Source organism: Anaerotignum neopropionicum, assembly GCF_001571775.1.
Taxonomy (GTDB): Bacteria; Bacillota; Clostridia; order Lachnospirales; family Anaerotignaceae; genus Chakrabartyella; species Chakrabartyella neopropionicum.
Genome location: NZ_LRVM01000012.1, coordinates 35,773 through 54,869 on the forward strand (window position 1 = coordinate 35,773; position 19,097 = coordinate 54,869).

Annotated in this window: 16 protein-coding genes; 2 read left to right on the plus strand and 14 right to left on the minus strand. The window is 41.4% G+C overall.

Annotation, left to right across the window (positions count from 1 at the left end; translation table 11 throughout):
* Positions 1-66: 66 nt before the first annotated feature.
* The 12 genes from CLNEO_RS13470 to CLNEO_RS13530 all read right to left on the minus strand — a co-directional run bounded on the left by CLNEO_RS13470 (position 67) and on the right by CLNEO_RS13530 (position 16,467).
* Entirely contained in the window at positions 67-1,260 is a 1,194-nt protein-coding gene (locus CLNEO_RS13470; protein ID WP_083532035.1) for a S41 family peptidase, read from the minus strand.
* Positions 1,261-1,441: 181 nt separating this feature from the next.
* Positions 1,442-2,341 (minus strand): permease-like cell division protein FtsX, encoded by a 900-nt coding sequence (gene ftsX, locus CLNEO_RS13475; RefSeq protein WP_066090170.1) that lies wholly within the window; start codon positions 2,339-2,341, stop codon positions 1,442-1,444.
* Positions 2,331-3,017, minus strand: a complete 687-nt coding sequence (ftsE, locus tag CLNEO_RS13480) for a cell division ATP-binding protein FtsE (protein WP_066090172.1) — start codon at positions 3,015-3,017, stop codon at positions 2,331-2,333. The genes ftsX and ftsE overlap by 11 nt, the downstream gene beginning before the upstream one ends.
* A gap of 521 nt (positions 3,018-3,538) precedes the next feature.
* A complete protein-coding gene (locus CLNEO_RS13490; protein ID WP_066090178.1) occupies positions 3,539-4,630 on the minus strand; it encodes a PucR family transcriptional regulator in 1,092 nt (363 codons plus the stop codon).
* Between the two features lie 304 nt (positions 4,631-4,934).
* On the minus strand, positions 4,935-5,789 hold the full coding sequence (locus CLNEO_RS13495) for a YitT family protein (RefSeq protein WP_066090181.1): 855 nt from the start codon (positions 5,787-5,789) through the stop codon (positions 4,935-4,937).
* Between the two features lie 4 nt (positions 5,790-5,793).
* On the minus strand, positions 5,794-6,525 hold the full coding sequence (locus tag CLNEO_RS13500) for a WecB/TagA/CpsF family glycosyltransferase (protein ID WP_066090184.1): 732 nt from the start codon (positions 6,523-6,525) through the stop codon (positions 5,794-5,796).
* 2 nt (positions 6,526-6,527) lie between these two features.
* Positions 6,528-8,765 carry a polysaccharide pyruvyl transferase CsaB gene (gene csaB / locus CLNEO_RS15525; RefSeq protein WP_162266479.1) on the minus strand — a complete coding sequence of 746 codons (2,238 nt, stop codon included), beginning with the start codon at positions 8,763-8,765 and terminating at the stop codon, positions 6,528-6,530.
* A gap of 14 nt (positions 8,766-8,779) precedes the next feature.
* Positions 8,780-9,256: a DUF4330 domain-containing protein gene (locus tag CLNEO_RS13510; protein WP_066090187.1), complete on the minus strand. Its 477-nt coding sequence runs from the start codon at positions 9,254-9,256 to the stop codon at positions 8,780-8,782.
* Between the two features lie 2 nt (positions 9,257-9,258).
* Entirely contained in the window at positions 9,259-9,744 is a 486-nt protein-coding gene (locus CLNEO_RS13515) for a DUF4330 domain-containing protein (protein WP_066090190.1), read from the minus strand.
* On the minus strand, positions 9,741-10,853 hold the full coding sequence (locus CLNEO_RS13520; protein ID WP_083532037.1) for a glycosyltransferase: 1,113 nt from the start codon (positions 10,851-10,853) through the stop codon (positions 9,741-9,743). Before CLNEO_RS13520 ends, CLNEO_RS13515 begins: the two co-directional genes overlap by 4 nt.
* Positions 10,835-13,975, minus strand: a complete 3,141-nt coding sequence (gene murJ, locus CLNEO_RS13525) for a murein biosynthesis integral membrane protein MurJ (protein WP_066090193.1) — start codon at positions 13,973-13,975, stop codon at positions 10,835-10,837. The genes CLNEO_RS13520 and murJ overlap by 19 nt, the downstream gene beginning before the upstream one ends.
* A gap of 143 nt (positions 13,976-14,118) precedes the next feature.
* Positions 14,119-16,467: a phosphodiester glycosidase family protein gene (locus tag CLNEO_RS13530; protein ID WP_066090196.1), complete on the minus strand. Its 2,349-nt coding sequence runs from the start codon at positions 16,465-16,467 to the stop codon at positions 14,119-14,121.
* Positions 16,468-16,901: 434 nt separating this feature from the next.
* Here CLNEO_RS13530 and CLNEO_RS13535 point away from each other — a divergent pair, with 434 nt between their 5' ends.
* Positions 16,902-17,528 (plus strand): LolA family protein, encoded by a 627-nt coding sequence (locus CLNEO_RS13535; protein WP_066090199.1) that lies wholly within the window; start codon positions 16,902-16,904, stop codon positions 17,526-17,528.
* Between the two features lie 112 nt (positions 17,529-17,640).
* The gene (locus CLNEO_RS13540; RefSeq protein WP_066090202.1) at positions 17,641-17,994 is read left to right on the plus strand and encodes a type II toxin-antitoxin system PemK/MazF family toxin; all 354 of its coding nucleotides are present in this window, start codon (positions 17,641-17,643) and stop codon (positions 17,992-17,994) included.
* Between the two features lie 272 nt (positions 17,995-18,266).
* Here the strand turns inward: CLNEO_RS13540 and CLNEO_RS13545 are convergent, their stop codons facing one another.
* A complete protein-coding gene (locus CLNEO_RS13545) occupies positions 18,267-18,452 on the minus strand; it encodes a hypothetical protein (protein WP_066090205.1) in 186 nt (61 codons plus the stop codon).
* A 4-nt stretch (positions 18,453-18,456) separates the two neighbouring features.
* Positions 18,457-19,083, minus strand: coding sequence for a uridine kinase (udk, locus tag CLNEO_RS13550; protein WP_066090208.1), 627 nt, complete (start codon positions 19,081-19,083; stop codon positions 18,457-18,459).
* Positions 19,084-19,097: the final 14 nt, after the last annotated feature.

Here is a 19,097-nt window from a genome sequence, read left to right on the forward strand (position 1 = left end):
GTATACTGGAAACCATCTAATCTGAAAAGATGTTTTTGCAAAAAATACTTTAAAATTACTTTTTATTTACATTTTATCCTGTAAAATACGAATTCCTTCTTTTAATTGAGTGTCCTTCTCCTCAGGAATTTGATCCCCATCCACATAGCCTTCCGGCAATTCAACCACATCATCAGGTGCAATTCCCGTACCATGAATAGAGATGCCATTTGGTGTATAGTATTTTTGAATTGTAATGTTTAAGCCGGAGCCATCAGGTAGAGTAAATAGCCGTTGCACCAAGCCCTTGCCAAATGTCTGCGTTCCCACTAAGGTAGCCGCCCCCTTATCCTTTGCTGCCCCCGCAAAAATTTCAGAGGAACTGGCACTGTTTCCGTTTACCAAAACAACCATGGGAATGTCTATATATTTGTCATCACAAATAAGCTCCTCCCGTTTTCCCGCCTTATCCTCCGTGTAAACCATAACTCCCTGGGGCAAAAGCTCATCGCCTATGCGATAAACAATTCGAACCAGACCACCCAGATTGTTTCTCAAATCCAAAACCAAGCCCTTCATGCCCTGCGCTTGCAAATCCTTCAAGGTTTCCATAAATTGATCATAGGTATTTTCCTTAAAGCTGCTGATACGAATATAACCCTTCTCGTCATCCAGCATTCTGCCTTCAACGCTTTTCTCAATAATATCCTCCCGTTCAATGGTAAATGAATACTGCTTTCCTGCGCTGGAGCGGAAAACATCAATTTCCACTGTGCTCCCTATGGGCCCGCGCATTTTGTCGGCAATTTCATTTAAGGTAAGTCCAGAAAGGTTCACGCCATCAATTTTTGTAATAACGTCTCCCTCCAGAATCCCTGCGCGCTGGGCAGGGTAATCGTCCATCAACGAATACACCGTGACCTCTCCGTCTTCCGTTTGATATACCTTTACACCGATACCCTCAAAATGCCCATTATTACTCCTTAAAAACTGATTTAAATAATCGGCAGTCATATAATATGTATACCTGTCACCAACGCCAGCCACCATACCTGCATACATTCCTTCATCAATTATTTCCTTATCAAATTCGTCCACATAATATTTGTCTAAGAAGTCCTCTATTAAACCGATTTTTGCCGATTTTGTCATGCCCACATCAAAAGGAAGATACTGCCAAGGTATCCATTGTTGAACCAATGCAGTTCTCCAAATCAAAATGCACGCCACCATCACTGCGATTGCAGCAACAAATCCCTTCCAAAAATCCCTTTTATTCAAATTACTCGCCTCGATTTCTTACGACTTTCTTTTATACTATGAATACCAGATGAAAAACATACCGTAACGCTCTTTGTAAAAAACCATCCTGCAAAAAGTTACACTTTTGAAAGGCACCTGGCAAATACATTGCCCCGATCCGCCTCTCAAAACGCCTTTCCCACAGGATGGTTACTAATATTTATACGCGTAAATGCTTGCGAATGGATGTGACGCTTCCAATGATTCCCAAAAGAACACCAAAAGCCAAAGCAACAGGGAACAGTACAACAAAAACATCCCCAACAAGTCTAAATTGAATTATTTTTATGACAGGGAAATAGTTATATATGGAGCTAATTATTTTTGCATAAATCGGTATACCCAATAGCAATGGGAGCAATGCACCTACCACACCAATAATTACACCCTCAATGATAAATGGCCATCGAATAAACCAGTCGGTGGCGCCAACATATTTCATGATATTAATCTCAACTCGTCTGTTTACAACAGAAATTCGAATGGTATTCATAATAATCATGATGGAAATCACACCAAGAATCAGCATTACCAAAAACCCGGCTATTTTAAACACTTTGTTCGCTTTCATAATCAGCTCTGTTTCTGTTTGACCATGGCGAATATTATCTATGCCATCAATTCCTTTTAAGGCTTGCAGCACAGTATCCTGGCTTTCAATCTTATCCAAAGTTATTTGAAACGAATGGGATAATGGGTTATTGGTTTCATCCAACCCTTCAAAAATATCCTCGTCAGCCCCCCAGTCTGTCTTCAGTTCCTCTAATGCATCACCGGGCGAGATATAGCGAACCTCTAAAACATGATCAATTTCAGAAATTTTCGTTTTCATATCCTCAATTTCCTGACTGGTTGGACTTCCGCCTAAGAAAACAGAAATGCCGATGGAATCCTCCATCTGCTGTAATATATGCTGTAAATTAGATGCAACACAATAAGAAAAGGACATGATAGAGATACAAGCCATAACTGCTATAATAGATGCCATTGTCATCAACAGGTTTTTCTTTAATCCGCTAAGGCCTTCTCTTAAAAAATATTTAATTGTACTAGGCCTCATCACAATAACCACCTTTTTTAATATCTCGAACAATGTTCCCTTGCTTTAAAGTAACAACCCTTTTTTGCATATCATCAACAATATCCCTTGCATGGGTTGCCATTACAATTGTAGTTCCTCGTTTATTGATATCATCTAAAAGCTGCATGATGCCCCAAGCCGTTTCAGGATCCAGGTTTCCCGTAGGCTCATCGCAAATTAAAATGGGCGGGTTATTTACAATCGCCCTTGCCAGAGCAGTTCTCTGCTGCTCTCCGCCGGAAAGCTGATTGGGGTAGCTTCTCCCCTTTTTTCCAAGGCCAACCAAAGCCAACACCGCCGGCACATTTCGACGAATAATGCGGTTCGGCGCCTCTATCACACGCATTGCAAATGCAACATTTTCATACACTGTTTTATTGGGCAACAGTCTAAAATCCTGAAAAACCACGCCCAAGTTACGACGAAGATAGGGAATTTGATTGCTGCTTAATTCATTTGTCTTCACACGGTTAATTATAATATCTCCAGTTGTGGGTTCCAATTCCTTTAAAAGAAGTTTGATTAAGGTAGATTTACCCGAACCACTGGAGCCTACGATAAATACAAAATCTCCCTTTTCAATATGTAAATTTAAATTTTCCACGCCACGAGAGCCATTGGGATATGTTTTGGTTACGTTATTGAGCCAAATCATTAACGTATCTTCCTTTCATACGAAATTTTAAAAAAATATGAACAAATATTTCATATTTCGTGTTTTTCTTTTATAATGCATCATAAAGTATAGCATAAAACCAAAGGTTGAACAACCCTAAAAGGGGATATGTTTTTTTGGAAATTATTAAAAAACTGTTAAAAGCAGAACTATTTATTTTAAGAATTCCTGAGGAAACGCTGATTTAATGGAGGATGTGCAGATGGTTGAGAAAATTTTTCAATTAGCAAGAAAAAAACACAGCAATAGCAACGCTATTGCAAGGCTTTATGATGCCGTCCAAGAGGAAAATTTACCGATTAGATGTGCGCACAGAATGAATCAGCGTTTCCCTAACTTAAAAATACCTCGAATATGCTGTATTAGGCCTTCTTCCGCCCTTCCAGCGTAGGCTTTTCCCCAAAAAAGCAGGTATTTTCCCTCGCAAACACTGTGGAAAAATACCTGCTTTTAATTTATTCAAACAAATTTCTAATTCTAGATGGAATGCTTTGTTATGCTCAGTAAGCCATTTTATCCATATAAATCATATATTTGCTTACCATCAGGGTGATCTTGAAAATAATTGCATCATCAAAATTCCTCAAATCCAAGCCTGTCATCTTCTGAAGCTTATCCAATCTGTAAACCAAAGTATTTCTATGAATATACAGCTGTCGGCTTGTTTCGGAAACATTCAAGTTATTTTCAAAGAATTTATTGACGGTTGCCAAGGTTTCATCATCAAAATCATCCATTGTCAAGCCATGGAGTACTTCCTTAATGAACATACGGCAAAGAGGCAAAGGCAACTGATAAATCAGACGGCCAATTCCCAGTTTTTCATAATTTACAATAAATTTATCCGTTTCAAAAATCTTTCCAACCTCCAAAGCCATCTTTGCTTCTTTGTAGGAACGAGAAACATCTTTTAAGTCAGCTACAGCTGTACCGCTGGAAATATAAACACGGCTATTGGTTTCCGTATTTAAGGTTTCCTCTATGCTCTTTGCAATACGGTCAATGTCATCGGAGGTTTCTTTCTCTTTTAATTCTTTGACCAAAATAATGCTATGCTCATCAACGGCTGTAACAAAATCCTTTGTTTTTGCAGGGAAAACGCTTCTTACTATCTCAACAACATTCATTTCCTTATCGATATTTGTTTCAATCAAATAAACGATACGATGAACATTATTTTCGATATGTAGCTTTTTCGCACGGCTGTAAATATCTACCAGGAGCAAATTGTCAAGCAACAAATTCTTAATAAAGTTATCCTTATCATATCTTTCTTTGTAAGCAACCAGCAAGCTTTGAATCTGGAAAGCGGCAATCTTCCCAATCTGGTACCCAGCCTCGTCCTCTCCCTTCACCTGAATCACATACTCGGGCACACCATTGTCGTAAATTTTGAAATATTGATACCCCAAAATCAGCTGGCTTTCAGCAGGAGAACTAATAAAATTCTCAACCGCATCAATCTGGCGGCCTATCATGTTTTCTTCTGTTGTGGCGATTACTTTCCCTTCTTTTTCAACTACACTTAATTCTTTGCGTGTGATGTTTTTTAAACCATCAATTGTACTTTGCAAAATCTGATTGGAAATCATAGCGCGCTCACCTCAAACTAGTATTTTTATGCCTCTTTATCTTAAAAACCAGTCATCCTTAATTTGCCCGGAAGCCTGTAAAATATGACGAAAAGTAACCTCTTTGTCTATTGATAAAATAGCCTAAACATATTTTATAATAAAATCACAAAAAAAGAAAGAGAATTTGCAAAAAAAACATACAAAATCTCTTTCTAAATAAATTTTATATAAAAATAATCCCATTATTTTATATAAACTGTACCACACAACACTTTTTTTGTACTAAATCAAATACAATACAGTATAAAATCCATGGTACTTTTTACTTTGGAATGATTTCTTCTCCTAAAACTTCCCGAATATCCGTAAGTAAGAAAATAGCTTTTCTGTCAATATTCATGATAATGCTTTTTGCCCCTTGGATTTCTTTTTGAGAAAAAACACAAAAAAGCATCTCCTTCTCCAGGGAATTCATAGCTGTATTTGTGCAAAATACAGCTGCGTTTCTTTCTAGCCGAAGATTTAACACCTGGCTAATTTCTTGGGCTTTGTCAGAAATCACAATTGCTCCTCTGAGGGCAGCTCCCCCTTCCAAAACCCATCTGGTGCATCTTTCGGTAATGAAAACAGAAAGGATTGCATATAAACCGTTCATGCTGCCAAACATAAGCATTCCCGAAAAAATAACCACTGCATCCATAACGAATATTTTTTTGGAGATAGACGACCTGTGCCATTTTTTCTGCATTAAATATGCCGCCAAATCAACCCCGCCCGTTGTTGCTCCCGAACGCAAAACCAACCCAAGACCAAACCCTACCAAAGCTCCGCCATATACCGAGGAAATGATTAAATCGCCTGAATAAAAATTAATCTCTTGCACCAAAAAAAGCATAAAAGAAAACAAAAGAGAGGTCACAATTGTTTTTCCAACAAATCGACCTCCCTGTATCTTCCACGCCGCAAGAAAAAGAGGAAAGTTTAAAGCCACATTCACAAGCCAAAGTGGGGTGGGAATACCAAACTGTGCTGAAGTAACAGCGCTCAGCATAATGCCAATGCCCGTTACCCCTCCCGCAACCAAGCGGGCAGGCTCCAAAAAACATTGAATCCCAACACCCATCAATAATGTGCCACAAATATTTAAAACCAAATCCTCTATTCTCTTTTCATACATATCATTATCTCCGCTTCCTCGTTTTCAGGACCGTGAAAGCAAAAATAGGTAAACGCATCATCCTGCGCCATCTTGTAGGCTGCGTCAACAAGCGATAAAACCATTCCAAACCAAACTTCTGAAACGGCTTTGGCGCCCGTTTTACATTTCCCGCCATTACATCAAAGCTGCCGCCTACGCCGATGGAAACCTTCGCCCCCAAAAGACGCATATTATCATAAATCCATTTTTCCTGCTTTGGCGCTCCCAGTCCTACTAACAGTATGGACGGAGATAGCTTTTTTATGTCACGAATGATCAATTTTTCTTCCTTCGCATCAAAATATCCATTGTGCACCCCTACAATTTTAAGCCCCGGATATTTCCGCTGCATTCTTCTGGCTGCCTCCGTAGCAACGCCCGGTGCACCGCCAAAAAAGTAAAAGGTTTTCTCTGTTTTTGCTAGTTCTGCAAAAAGATTTTGTGTCAAATCATACCCCGCAACACGCTCCTTCAGTCGAATAGAGCTGTATTTTGATGCCCAAACCACGCCAATTCCATCAGGTACTACCATATCCGCTTCCCGTAAAACGGACATAAGCTCCTTATCCTTTTGTGCCTCCATGACAATTTCCGGATTTGGTGTACAGATAAAATGCTGCCCACCCGTTTCCAAAAGCAGCTTCACCATTACCACAGCCTCTTTCATGGTTACCGCATCAAAGGGTACATTTAAGACCTGTGTAATTTTTCTCATTATTATCGCCCTCTTCCACGCTGCAAAAGCTTTGCCAGATAGTTTTCATTCTGGTGTGCCTGTCCTTCCAACAAAGCTTCTTTTTCCTCTAAAATTTGAATATATTTTCCCCTGTTATGGATAATATCATCCACCATTTCTAAGGTTTTCCCCATATCAAATTCTTTTAGCTTTCCTCCGCTGGGCATTTCCAGCTTTTCCAAATAATATTCAATTTTGGGGTCATAAATAAACCCAATGAGAGGCACCTTTTGCCGTGCCGCAAAAATTAATGTATGCAATCGCATGCTTAAAATAAAGTCTGCCAGACTAATGACTCCCATGATTTCATAGGGAGAATAGTTGTTTCGCAAAATATATGCATTCTGCTTCATTTTCTTGCGCACTTTTTCGCTCACCGTAATATCATTGGGCATCTGCATAGACAAAAAAACAATGGTTCTATCGTATTTTTCAACAATGGTGTCGCAGAGCATTGCAAAACGGTCAATAAACCGATCCATTTCCTTCCAGTTCCTAACAGAAACCACGACCAAGGGTTTCTCCAAAGGAATTCCTTCTGTTTTTAAAAGCGCTCGCGCATCCTCTTTGCAGATGCAATCCATTGTAAATACAGGGTCCGCCGTTACAAAGCATTTTTGGGAATTCACGCCCATGGAAAGCAATTCTTCATAGGAATTTTCTTCTCTGAGGGTAATTAAATCCGCACGATTCACAACCTGCTTTACCAAGCGTCGGTTTCTTTTTCCTGAAACCGGGCCAATCCCATTTGCATAAAGCATAACCCTTTTGCCCATCAGCTTCGCCGCAACGGTAATGGAAAGATAGTACAGCAAAGAGCGTGTACTGGTACTGTCTTGCAATAAAGAGCCGCCGCCGCTTAAAAGCACATCGCACCCTCTGATTGCTCGCATTACCTCCCAAAAGCCAAAACGATATACCGCTTCAATCCCATATTTTTCCCTTGTACCCACAGGATTATTGGAAAGCACGGTAATATGGTAGTTATCTCCCATTTCCTGTATATTTTTATGCATGGAAATCATAATTGCCTCATCGCCCGTATTGTTAAAGCCATAATAGCCACTCATAACCACATGATACTGGGGATTGTGCAGTTCCTTCCAAGCCGTATCGTATGCCTTCACGCAATCCAAGGCCATTTTTGTTACGGAATAATATTGAAAAATAACTTCTCGGCCATAAGCACCCGCCTGTTGACGTTGTTCCACCGTCATTTGGTTAAAGGCATAAACCACATCCTGATACAGCTGCTTTTCCGTGGATAATTCACAGCCGCGGCAGCAGAAATTATTTTCCTGGGCAAGCTCTAACTTCTCTCGTCCAAAAATGCCAATGTAGCCTTCATTTCCGGCAACAATCGTTGTTTTTTCCCCAGCCATTGCCTCCAGTGCCGCACGACTGACCCCCACAAACACATCCGCCACAGCAACCAGCTCATTAATATCTGTTCTGGCACCAGTCATGGCAATGCAATTTCTACCAATTTGCTTATTTACCCCTTTGCTTCTTTCAAAAAGCTCGTCGTAAACATCACCGCCGCCAACAATAATCATTCTTAACCCCGGAATTGCCTTTGCAAGCGCCGGCGCAAGGGCAATCAATTGTCTTGCCACCAAAGCACGGCTTTCATCCATGCGGCTGACATAAACCAGCGTAGGCTCCTCCGTTTTCAAGGCGAATTCAGCACGAATTTTACCACCGTCCGTATCAGGTGAAAATTTATCCGTATCAATGCCGTTTATGGTTACAAAAATATCCTCATTGCGTACGCGATAATTTTCAATTAAATATCTGCGAATATCCTCGCTTACGGCAACAACCTTCTGTCCCCAATTTGTAAGATATTTCAAACCCATACCGGTGTAAAAAACCCAATGGGCAGATGTTACAAACGTAAACTTTATTCTCTTAAACAGCAGACCGCAAATAAAGCCAGGAATTCTTGCGTGGGAATGTACAATATCAATCTTTTCCTTGCGAATTATTTTTTTCAGCAAAAAATAAGATCTTATCATTTTTAATACGTTTCGCTGGTTCATAGGCACCTTGTAATGCTTAATCCCCATCTCCGCCAGCTCTTTTTCGTACACGCCACCGTTGGATGCCACCACAATATCAAAGCCCTGCTTTTTTAATTCCTTTGAAAGCTCCACCACATGGGTTTCTGCTCCGCCGATTTCCAACCCCATTAAGGCCATTAACACTTTATACTTCATACCCATCCCGCCTGTCACATTTCAATATTTGAAACTTTTATTGTAGGCTTGGCATACTTTGTAAAGACATTCATTTCAGAATTGACCTTTAACTCTACCACACCATCCACAAAGTATCCGTCCTCTTTATCCACCAAAGAACCTTCAATTGTCATTGTTACTCTATAATAGTCAGGATATTGCGCCCGCACCATGCCACCTGTTCCGTCAGGCAAATTGTAAAACAAAGGCTCATACTCCACACCTTTAATTTCACCGATACAAATTCCTGTCTTTTCATCAAAAATCAAATCCCCTTCATGCAGTGCATTTACCGTTGGCATACGCACCTTATCCACAAAGGCGGTATAGGTGGTTCTAATTGCCGCCTCGTCTGTCCCCGAGGATTCCACACGATTTACCACACCCAGCTTCAAAATCGCCAAAACAACCACTGCCACTAAAGTCAAAATAATCAGAAAATCTACGATATTCGGTCTTCTTTTGGCCATCCCTATTCACCATCCCTTACTTCAACAACGATGCCCTGGAAGGCATATCCTTTGCCCTTTACGTTTAACTCTAAGCCAACCTTTACCGTAGTGCCCTCCACCGTAATATCCTTTTCGGTTTCTGTGCCGCTGCCTTCAATCGTCAGCAATACATCGCTATATCCCTCCACCGGTAATTTTTGATATGCACCAATTTCTTTGCTGTAAATAACTTCATTATAAGGCTCAGATGTTACCTTCTTCACAACCCCCAAATATGCAGCGGTTGAGCTGTTGTAAACCTTTTCCCCAATTACAGGGACACCGGCGGTTTCCTCCAAAACCTGTCGTCCCTGAACAACATAGGAATAGGTTTTCGTCGCAGCACTTCCCCCTGGACCGCCGTGCATAAACAGCTTAACGCCAATCACGCCTGCTGCTATAACCAGAAAGATTAATATGATATCCACAATATTGAATATCCCAAATAGTTTTCTACTTTTCTTCATTTTCTTTCCTCCAAATAAAGCCGCTCAATCCTTGACGTCATTTTTTGTGCAGTAAAATGTTCTCTTGCCCAAATTTTCGCATTTTCCGCCAGCAGTCGGTATTCTCCTTCATAGGCTAACACCTCTAAAATTCGCTCCGCCAACGCCTTTGCATCGCCTACGGGCACAAGATACCCATTTTTTTCATGGCAAATTACCTCATTCACACCACCACTGTCTGTTCCTACAGCAGGAATACCAGCACTCATGGATTCAATTACTGAAAGGCAGAGGGCCTCGTGCTTTGAAGTAATCACGTTTAAGTCCAAAGCCGCCTCTATTTTTTCCACGTTTGTTACAAACCCGGTAAAAATCACATGGTCATAAATATCCAATGCTATAGCCCGTTCTTCCAAGGAGGCTCTTAGACTGCCATCACCAATCACATAAAACATAATATCCTGTCGTTGCTGTAACACTTCCTTGGCTGCTGTTAAAAAGGTTTCATGGTCTTTGACCTCCTCCAGCCTTGCCACAATGCCCACTGCTTTTTTCAGCGGATTACCGCCGTAGGATGCAAGGATTTCCGCCCTTTCCTCCGGCGAAACAGGTTCAATAGCATCAATTCCGTTATAAATGGTTACTATCTGTCGGTAGTCCGTTCCACCTGCCACCATACTGCGCTTCACCGCCTTGCTTACGGCTATGATGATGTCGCTGTAGCGCTTATTCAGCATTCGTCTTACAATTTTTTTAGGCAATCCTCCGGGGGCAGTCTCCATACAATGTTTCGTATTAATAATTTTACCAACACCGGCTTTTTTTGCCGCCATTCTTGCCGTTAAGCTGGCATGAGTGTGAACAATATCGGGTTTTTCCTCTTGAAATAATTTTCTCAGTGCCTTGCCTGCCTTTTTATCAAAGGACTTATCCTCCATATCCTTCATAGGTATAACCGCTACATCAAGTGCCGTTACCTCAGGATACAAAGCGCTGTCGCTTGGCAAAACCACCCAAACGTCAAACGTTTCCCGATCATGATGCTTCAAATAATTAAGCAGCCATCTCCCGGCACCGCCAATGTTACGGTCCGTCAAAACATGAAACACCTTTATTTTTCCTTCTGCCACTGCTTTTCACCTACCCTTACGCTTGCCATACCGATTCCAATAAAGCACCAAAATAGCAACACGATACTATAGTCAAACCAAATATGATCTGTCATTCCTTGCAATAATAGCCCTGCAAAACCGCCAAAGAACGCCGCCAAAAGCATATGAAAGCGTCTTGGAGCTTTATTCATTGCACTGTACAGCTTTTGAAAGAAGAAAATTAACAAAAATAGCAAAATAGCAAATCCATAAAATCCCAATTCAATAAATTCCTGCAGGAATAAATTATGCACATGGTATGCATTCGCCGCCTCATAGGAAAACAGAGGATAAATCTGGTTGAAGGCATCCACGCCAATGCCTGTTGCCCAATAATGCTGAATCATATCAAACCCAGCCCGATAAATGGAGAGCCGATACAAGGATGAGGAATCATTCATGGTTAAGGAGCTTACCAATCTTGCCCAAAGAGAAGCCGGCAACACAAAAGGCATGGCCCCAATTGCGGCTATTCCCAAGGGAATCAATCTGCGTTCCGCCAAAAGCACGAACAGCCCCGCTGAAAACATTAATCCCAGCATTGCCCCCCGTGAATTTGTAGCCAAAAGCCCCAAGCAAATGGCACCAAAGCATCCTGCATAAAAAAGCCTGCCAAACCAATTGCGCACCTTCCAGAGCATCCCCGCCGCCAAAGAGCCAATGATAATTAAGTATTCCCCTAAAACATTGGGGTTATTAAACGTTCCATAGGCACGGGTTCGAATATTGAAGCTCTCCGCATCTACCCAGGCGGCATCCATTTCAACACCTACAATGTATTGATAAACAGCATAAAGGGCAATCAAAACGCCCGTGGAAATCAGCACAAAAATTACAAAGTCAAGCTTTTCCTCCGTATCAATGCAATCCTTGGCAACAAAAAACATTGACATAAACACCAAGAAAATGGCCATAACCTGCAATGCCTTGGGAAAATGATAGCTGGTAAAGCTTCCATAAATAAAACAAATGCCAAAAAGCCCCATAAAAACGCTAACCAGGCTTGTCCTCTGCACCCGTATTCGTCCCATAAAAAGGTTCACGGCATAAAGCCCTAGGGTACCAAGACACAGCAACGCCAAAAGCATGGTAGGCAAAATGGGAATGGCAAACACAATGGCACACAAGCACAAAATAATGAAGTTTTGATTGAAAACTCGCAGAACAAAGCTTTCTGCCATTGCTCCTGCAAGGGGATTACGCCTTTCCTTTACTGCCTTTGACGAAAGTATGGTCAGCCTGTGCCAGGTTCTTGGAAAAATGCCATGCCAAACCTTCAAAGCCCCATCCCAGTTTCGTCTTAAAAATCCCAAAATACCACTTTGATAAAAAGCATTGCCCACCCCATGGCAAATTACACGATAGCAGGCATAGGTTAGGCTTCCCATCCAAATACGCACAATGGTTGTAATAATCTTTTCCAAAACTCTAAAGCAAAAGCTATCCTCTAGCCACCAAGAAATTCCATGAAGCATACGAATATACCCCCTCTGCTTTCTCATCTTTTTGCCTGTTTCATCCACAGCATTCATACGCGTTCCCAAGTTTTTCAGCTTTGCAATGGCAGAAAAAACTATTTTAGCTTCTTCAATACCCAGAAGGAAGGCAAGCGCCATATAGGCAACAACGCCAATTCCTGTTGGAATCCCTAATACAACAATTCGACCCAAAAGACCCGTTCCCATCCGGGGTTCCAAAATACGAAAACTTCCCAATACAAAAAGCAGCATAACGGCGGCGCAAATTGCCATCTTTCCAATACTAATGATTAGCTTTTTATCTATGATTTCAGGATAGCGCTTCACCGCCGGCCCCATAAGCACCGCTGCGGATACCAAGGAAGAAACCGCGGCAGACAAGGCTAAACCGCCAAGCCCCATGGGCTCTATCAATAAACCGCATAACACTGCATTGGTCACCACAGAAACAATTCCAGAATAAAACGGAGTTTTTCCATCTTGATTTGCATAAAACGCCCTGCTTAAAATTGTTTGCACACCATACCCCAATACACCCAAAGAGAAAAAGAACAGCGCTGTTGAGGTCAAAAGCGTTCCATCAGCCCCAAAATCCCCTCTTTCATAAATGAGTGCCACCAAAGGTCTGCTTAATGCCATCATGCCTACCATCATAGGCACCAATAAAAACATCATGGAACGCAGTGTCACCTTTACTGTCGTTCCAAACTCAAGGCGATCCTCCTCTCCGGAAATGCGGGAGAGCCTTGGGAAAATTAAATTGGCAATTGCCAAAACAAAAACACCTACAATAATCGTGTATAAATTATTGGCATATTCCAAAGCGGCCACGCCCTGCTTGCCTGCATGCAGCTGAGAAGCAAAACGGCAATTTATCATAAAATTAATGGGCTGCACCCACGTACTAATCATAACAGGGAGCATCAGCCGCCCAATTTTTTTCAATCCCGCATCACGGAAGTGAAAATTCGGTCTGTACCAATAGCCCTTTCTTTGCAGAGAAGGGATTTGAATAAAAGCCTGCATTGCCCAGCCAATGAGAAAGGCTGAGGTTAAACCGTAAATTCCAAACTTTTCATTGAAAAATATAAAATAAAGTATAATGATTGCATTGGAAGCCACACTAATTGCCGCCGGAATATTAAATTCATCCAACGACTGCAAAATTCCCACAAAGGAAAAGGCAATGGCTGTAAATAAAATGGTGGGGAACAGCAAACGAGAAAGGGACGCACTTAATTCAGCCGTATTGGCATCAAAGCCATTTGCAAAAAGCCATACAAATTCCTTTGAAAACACCATTCCCAAAAACATCATAATCACCGTCACCGTCGCTATGAGCGTAATAAAACGGTTGGCCAGTAAAAAGGCTTCGTCCTTCCCCTTTTTTTTCAGATATTCGTTAAAAATAGGAATGAAGCTTGCCGAAATCGCCGATGCAAAAACCGCATCAAAAAAAGTCCTGGGAATTCGGCTGGCAACCATAAATGCCGACGCTTCCATTCCCAAGCCATAGTTTGCAGCAAGAAATTGTTCTCGAACCAAGCCGAGAACCTTTCCTGTTAGTGTAATCATCATCATGAAGCTGACAGCCTTCACTGCCTGGTTGCCCTTTTGTGACATAATTGTTCTCCCGTCAAATGCCTTCCTTTTTGGAAGCCAAATCTTTTGCAGACACACAAGATGGGTAGAGTTGTATCTCCACCCATCTAATATTACCTTATTTTACCCGAATTTACAATAAAACACTATAATTTTAAAAAAACTTATACCTTTGTTACCTCATAGGTAACATCCTCGCCCTGAATACGCAGTTTTAACATGCTGAAGTTGCCATTCACGCTGCCATCCGTCTTCCAAAGATCAGGAAGATTGATATAGCGAACGCCATCCTTCACAGCTGTCCACTGACCAACGCCGCTGCAAGAAACTACAAAAACAGCTTTACCCTGAGAAACGTATTTACTTAAAATCGCACGGAAATATGCAGTTTCTGCCGCAGATGTAAAATCTCCGGGGGTTTTATCCATAACAATGATAATGGTATCGTTGTCTGCTGCATCCAAATCTCTCGTCAAGCTTGCGTACTGGGCAACACTTGTAGCACGAACGCCACCGCTTGCCGCAGAAACCATGGCGAGGCTTGTGTCCCCTCTGTTTAAGAATCGATAGCCTCCTGTCCAGCTTAGGGTATCCAACTTGGGCGCCGTTTTAATGTCACTGGTGCCGCCATAAATTGCTACCTCTGCGTTGGAATCTACGGTATTTCTTGCCTTCGTTCTCACATCGGCATAAGTATTTTCATCAATTTTGCCATCCCCGCTATAATGAACAGTGCCGATAATATTCAAGTAATATGCTCCATCAGCGGCTTTTGTTACCTTCTTTTGCAATGGATCGGCTGCATTGGTCGCCTGAGGCGCTGTCACCGTTTTGCCATTTCCAACAGTTACTGCAATATAGGCAGTTTGCCCATCTCTGGTGCATTTTATATAGGTAGCGCCCTCTTTTACCGCCGTAAAAACATTTGCCTTCATTGTTCCGATGGATGGATCTGCCACTTCATAGGCTGTGGTAGTGGATACCCAATGACTAAACCCATCTGTGTCAACTACCTGCATTGCAATGGTTGCCGTTTCTCCGGCTTTCGTAAGCTTAATGTCTGCGGAGGGCTTTAATCTGCTTGTTACCCCAGAAACCATGCCCGTTGCAGAAGCGCTTAGTTCGTTATAAGTTGCTGTAACTGCAAAGGTGCCGCTAGCGGACGGGGTGAAATCGTAGCCGTTCCATGTTCCATCAACGCCAATTGCCTGCATAGTAACCTGACTGGCAGGAATTTCAATACGGTTATAATATTCGTCCAGCCCATAAACCGTAAAGGTCATTATTTTATTGGGAAGGGTGCGCTTCATTGCGGGGGCAATTGCAATTTTCTCAACTTCCCCTTTTTCGGCATTCTGGAAAATACCTACCGCACTCATGATTTTTCTCTCCGACCCGTCGGATACAACGTTTTTCACAACCAGCTGAGTATCCTCAACGGTTTTTGTCACCATTGTAGAGGAACCACCCCCATCTAAATGCATGGCATTATATGCGCCATATTCCCTCATATAAGCCCCCATCTCACTATGGGTTGCACCGATGCTGTCACCGCGGCCGTCCACAACCATAAAAATAGCTGTTTTTCCGTCTTGAGAAAGACCAAACGCCGTTCTTGGCTGACGCCCCGTTGCTACAATGGAGGTTGCCGGCGCCTCTGTGCCGTTGATGAGCAACTTGCCGCCGCCGCCAAAGCCGATTTCCATATCGTCCAAATCAACGGAGCTATTGATGTTCAGCGTAATCTCATCGCCTACTTGAAACACATTTGCTGCATTGGTACGATAATCCTTACTCATGACAATCAAATACCCATCCTCAGGAACAGCTACGTTTTCTCCTGGCTGTGAAATATAAGTAATCTGGTCATCCTCCACCACAAATTTTATAAGTTCAGAAAACCGTTTATCCAAGTCCGCCGTTGTTCGCGCAGCCTGTCTGTCAAAATAAATTGGGAAAACCATGGAGGTTACCTTATTGATAGATGCAAGCTCAATTGCTTTTGCACTATTCCCAAAGGTTGCAGTCATTTTAAAATAATCAAAGAAGGGATTATCGTCCTCATCCATGAAGAAAGCTGCATATTGATCCTGATCATGATTTAAAGAAGTCCCCGCCGAAACCACTTCTCCATCCTTCACAACAGGCCCAAAGGATGCGGAATACTCTCCTGTCATCCCAAAAAAGTCCGCATTTACGCCTGCAATGGCACCATTATCCGTTAGCATCTTTTTTGCAGTTTCTTTTAAGCCATATTCAATAGTACTTTCCACTTCCTTAAATTCCAAGGTGCTTTCAGTTAAATCCACCTTTAAAACATATAAATTTTGAATTCCCGCATCCGTCATTCGGCTGCTTTTTTCATAGGTAACACCTCTGGTTACAGTCTGCTCCATTTTTTGATCGTAATATGTAGTTGCACCAAAGGCCCATGCCGCAGGTGCGGAAAAAGTCAGTACTGCGGCCAATAGGAGGCCCATTAATCTTTTTGTTTTTATAATTTGATACTTCATTATCATTCTCCTCTATTCTCAATAACTGTCCTTCTATTCGGACGTCCTTTCTTGGCTTTTGTTCCCAAATTTATCCGCTTATTCTGCCAAAAAAGACGTTTCATACCTACTAGCGAATTACATTTTAGCATCTTTTTGCCTTAATTTCTTCTAAAACCCAAAAATTTAATATATCTGTAATAATCATCAACCTTCATTTTCCAGTTCTAATAGAATATTTCCAAAAAGCGGAAATCTCTTTGTTCTATTATTTTTTTCAACATTCTCCCTTAGGAAAAATCATAACTTTTTCAAGATATTTTTAAGCCTTTCAATCATAAAAATGCTTTCTAAATTTCAAAAAAAGCTTCTTTTGTTTTTTGCCATATCCTTCTTCTCATAGAAATTTTGTCCACTTCATAAAATAATAAAGATTATACTAGGAGGTTTTATTTATGAAAAAAGCAATCTGCATTTGTCTAAGTCTGTTTCTTCTTTTTGGTCTAAGTGGGTGTAAAAAAGAAGAGCCTTTATCAGAGCTTGAGACAATACAAAAACAATTAGCTGAAATGGAAGGGTACTATTGTACAGCTACCCTTACCCGCACCTCTAACAAAGGCGAAACCACATATGAGACCAAGCAATACGCAAAATCCACGGGGGAATATCGCTTGGAGCTTACTTCTCCGGAAAATGTGGCCGGAAACTACACAATTTTTGATGGAAAAAGAATTTGCCAGTATAACCCAAGGCTGGACAGCAAGCTGATTAAGGATGTTCCTGAATCTCAGCACCGGAATGAGTTATTTTTAGGACAGTTTATCAAAAACTATATGCAGTCTGAGGGAGTCGGCGTGGAGGCGTCCGCCTTGGATGAATCTAAATGTATTGTTTTAGAGGCAGTTATTCCTGGTACAGACAGCAATTTGGCCACAGAAAAACTCTGGGTAGACCGTGAAACCTTTTTACCCAAAAGGTTTGTCCTGTATGATACTGATGGCAACGAAAGATATCGTCTGGATTTTGGCGAGTTTATTTATAATCCCGAATTTCAGGAAGATCTTTTCAAGATAGAAGAATAAAGGCCCAATTTCGTGGCAATAATGATAGTAATCAGGACAGGAGCCAAATTTTTACATTACATATATTTTTTGACGCTGCTGCCTGATGAATTATTTAGCGGAGCGTGAGCCTATGATCGTTAGAAGAGGAGATATTTTTTTTGCAGATCTAAGCCCGGTTGTGGGCAGTGAGCAGGGGGGAATCCGCCCTGTATTAATTATACAAAACGATGTAGGCAATAAATATAGCCCCACCGTCATTTGCGCCGCCATTACATCCCAAATGAACAAGGCAAAGCTGCCAACACATATTCCCTTATCCGCCACGAAGTATGAATTGCCGAAAGATTCTGTTATTCTGTTGGAACAAATTCGTACCATTGATAAGCAAAGATTAAAGGAAAAAGTTTGTCGCCTGGATGCAGAAATGATGCAGCGGGTGAACCAAAGCCTATTAGTCAGCCTTGGTTTGCAGCAAACTTCGTAGGAAAAGGAGCAGATGACGCATCACTAGTCATTATAAACCCATTAAAAAGGGTGACCTCAGTAAAATGAAGTCACCCTTTTATTATTGTCCTATTTTTTTCTATTTTCTCGTTTTATTTTATTAGCACAACGGTATCATTATTTTTCTATTCTCTTCACGGAAAATTATTTATGAAGGTAACCTCCCATCCTTTCCCAAAGGACATTTTTTGTTTCAAAGCTACTCATAAATTGTTTCGCCCGTCTCCCCATAAATAACAATTGCCTTCAACGCTATTTCCTTCTGCCCATGGAAGCCAAAAAGAGCCAAAGAGAATAAAGTAAAATAAAAACCACCAAAAAAACGATTACACTTCTTACTGCCACCGGCCGCCCCATCACCAAAAAGGTTCCATGGTAAATTACTGTACAAAAGATACCTGTACCAATAGATTTTTTTAATATTTGCAAATAGTCCATCGTCTTAAACCCTCATTCCGCATACATGGTTATGTATCCTTTGAATAATCATATCCAGTGCAACTACGTTATTGCCGCCCTCCAGCACAATAATATCCGAAGCGCGCTTGCTTGGTTCCACAAATTGCTCATGCATAGGCTTTACCGTCGTAAGATATTGGGTTACTACCGATTCCAAGCTTCTGCCCCGTTCCTTCACATCCCGTAAAATACGACGTAAAATTCGAACATCCGCATCGGTATCAACAAATATTTTAATATCCAATAAATTGCGTAAAATCTCATTTTGGAAAATCAAAATCCCTTCCACCACGATTACCCTTGTTGGGTACACCATGGAGGTTTGGTTGGAACGATTATGCACAGCAAAGTCATAAATTGGGGTTTCAATTGCAATGCCCTGTTTTAATTTTTTAATGTGCTCAATCATAAGGTCGGTTTCAAAAGCATCGGGATGATCATAATTCAGAAGGCTGCGCTCTTCGTAGGACATTTCATTGTGCCTTTTATAATAATTATCATGGTACACAACCGTTACATCTTTACCAAAGCGTTCCTTTAGCCTGTTGGTCAAGGTTGTTTTTCCGCTTCCTGTCCCACCGGCTATACCGATAATCATGATTTCATCCATGTTTACTGCCCCTC

Excerpts from the sequence above, each read along its gene's own strand:
- CLNEO_RS13545 (WP_066090205.1), bottom strand. The coding sequence starts at position 18,452 with ATGGACTATTTGCAAATATTAAAAAAATCTATTGGTACAGGTATCTTT.
- CLNEO_RS13510 (WP_066090187.1), bottom strand. The coding sequence starts at position 9,256 with ATGGCCAAAAGAAGACCGAATATCGTAGATTTTCTGATTATTTTGACT.
- CLNEO_RS13515 (WP_066090190.1), bottom strand. The coding sequence starts at position 9,744 with ATGAAGAAAAGTAGAAAACTATTTGGGATATTCAATATTGTGGATATC.
- ftsE (WP_066090172.1), bottom strand. The coding sequence starts at position 3,017 with ATGATTTGGCTCAATAACGTAACCAAAACATATCCCAATGGCTCTCGT.
- CLNEO_RS13530 (WP_066090196.1), bottom strand. The coding sequence starts at position 16,467 with ATGAAGTATCAAATTATAAAAACAAAAAGATTAATGGGCCTCCTATTG.
- ftsX (WP_066090170.1), bottom strand. The coding sequence starts at position 2,341 with ATGAGGCCTAGTACAATTAAATATTTTTTAAGAGAAGGCCTTAGCGGA.
- csaB (WP_162266479.1), bottom strand. The coding sequence starts at position 8,765 with ATGAAGTATAAAGTGTTAATGGCCTTAATGGGGTTGGAAATCGGCGGA.
- CLNEO_RS13535 (WP_066090199.1), top strand. The coding sequence starts at position 16,902 with ATGAAAAAAGCAATCTGCATTTGTCTAAGTCTGTTTCTTCTTTTTGGT.
- CLNEO_RS13490 (WP_066090178.1), bottom strand. The coding sequence starts at position 4,630 with ATGATTTCCAATCAGATTTTGCAAAGTACAATTGATGGTTTAAAAAAC.
- CLNEO_RS13500 (WP_066090184.1), bottom strand. The coding sequence starts at position 6,525 with ATGAGAAAAATTACACAGGTCTTAAATGTACCCTTTGATGCGGTAACC.
- CLNEO_RS13540 (WP_066090202.1), top strand. The coding sequence starts at position 17,641 with ATGATCGTTAGAAGAGGAGATATTTTTTTTGCAGATCTAAGCCCGGTT.
- udk (WP_066090208.1), bottom strand. The coding sequence starts at position 19,083 with ATGGATGAAATCATGATTATCGGTATAGCCGGTGGGACAGGAAGCGGA.
- CLNEO_RS13495 (WP_066090181.1), bottom strand. The coding sequence starts at position 5,789 with ATGTATGAAAAGAGAATAGAGGATTTGGTTTTAAATATTTGTGGCACA.
- murJ (WP_066090193.1), bottom strand. The coding sequence starts at position 13,975 with ATGTCACAAAAGGGCAACCAGGCAGTGAAGGCTGTCAGCTTCATGATG.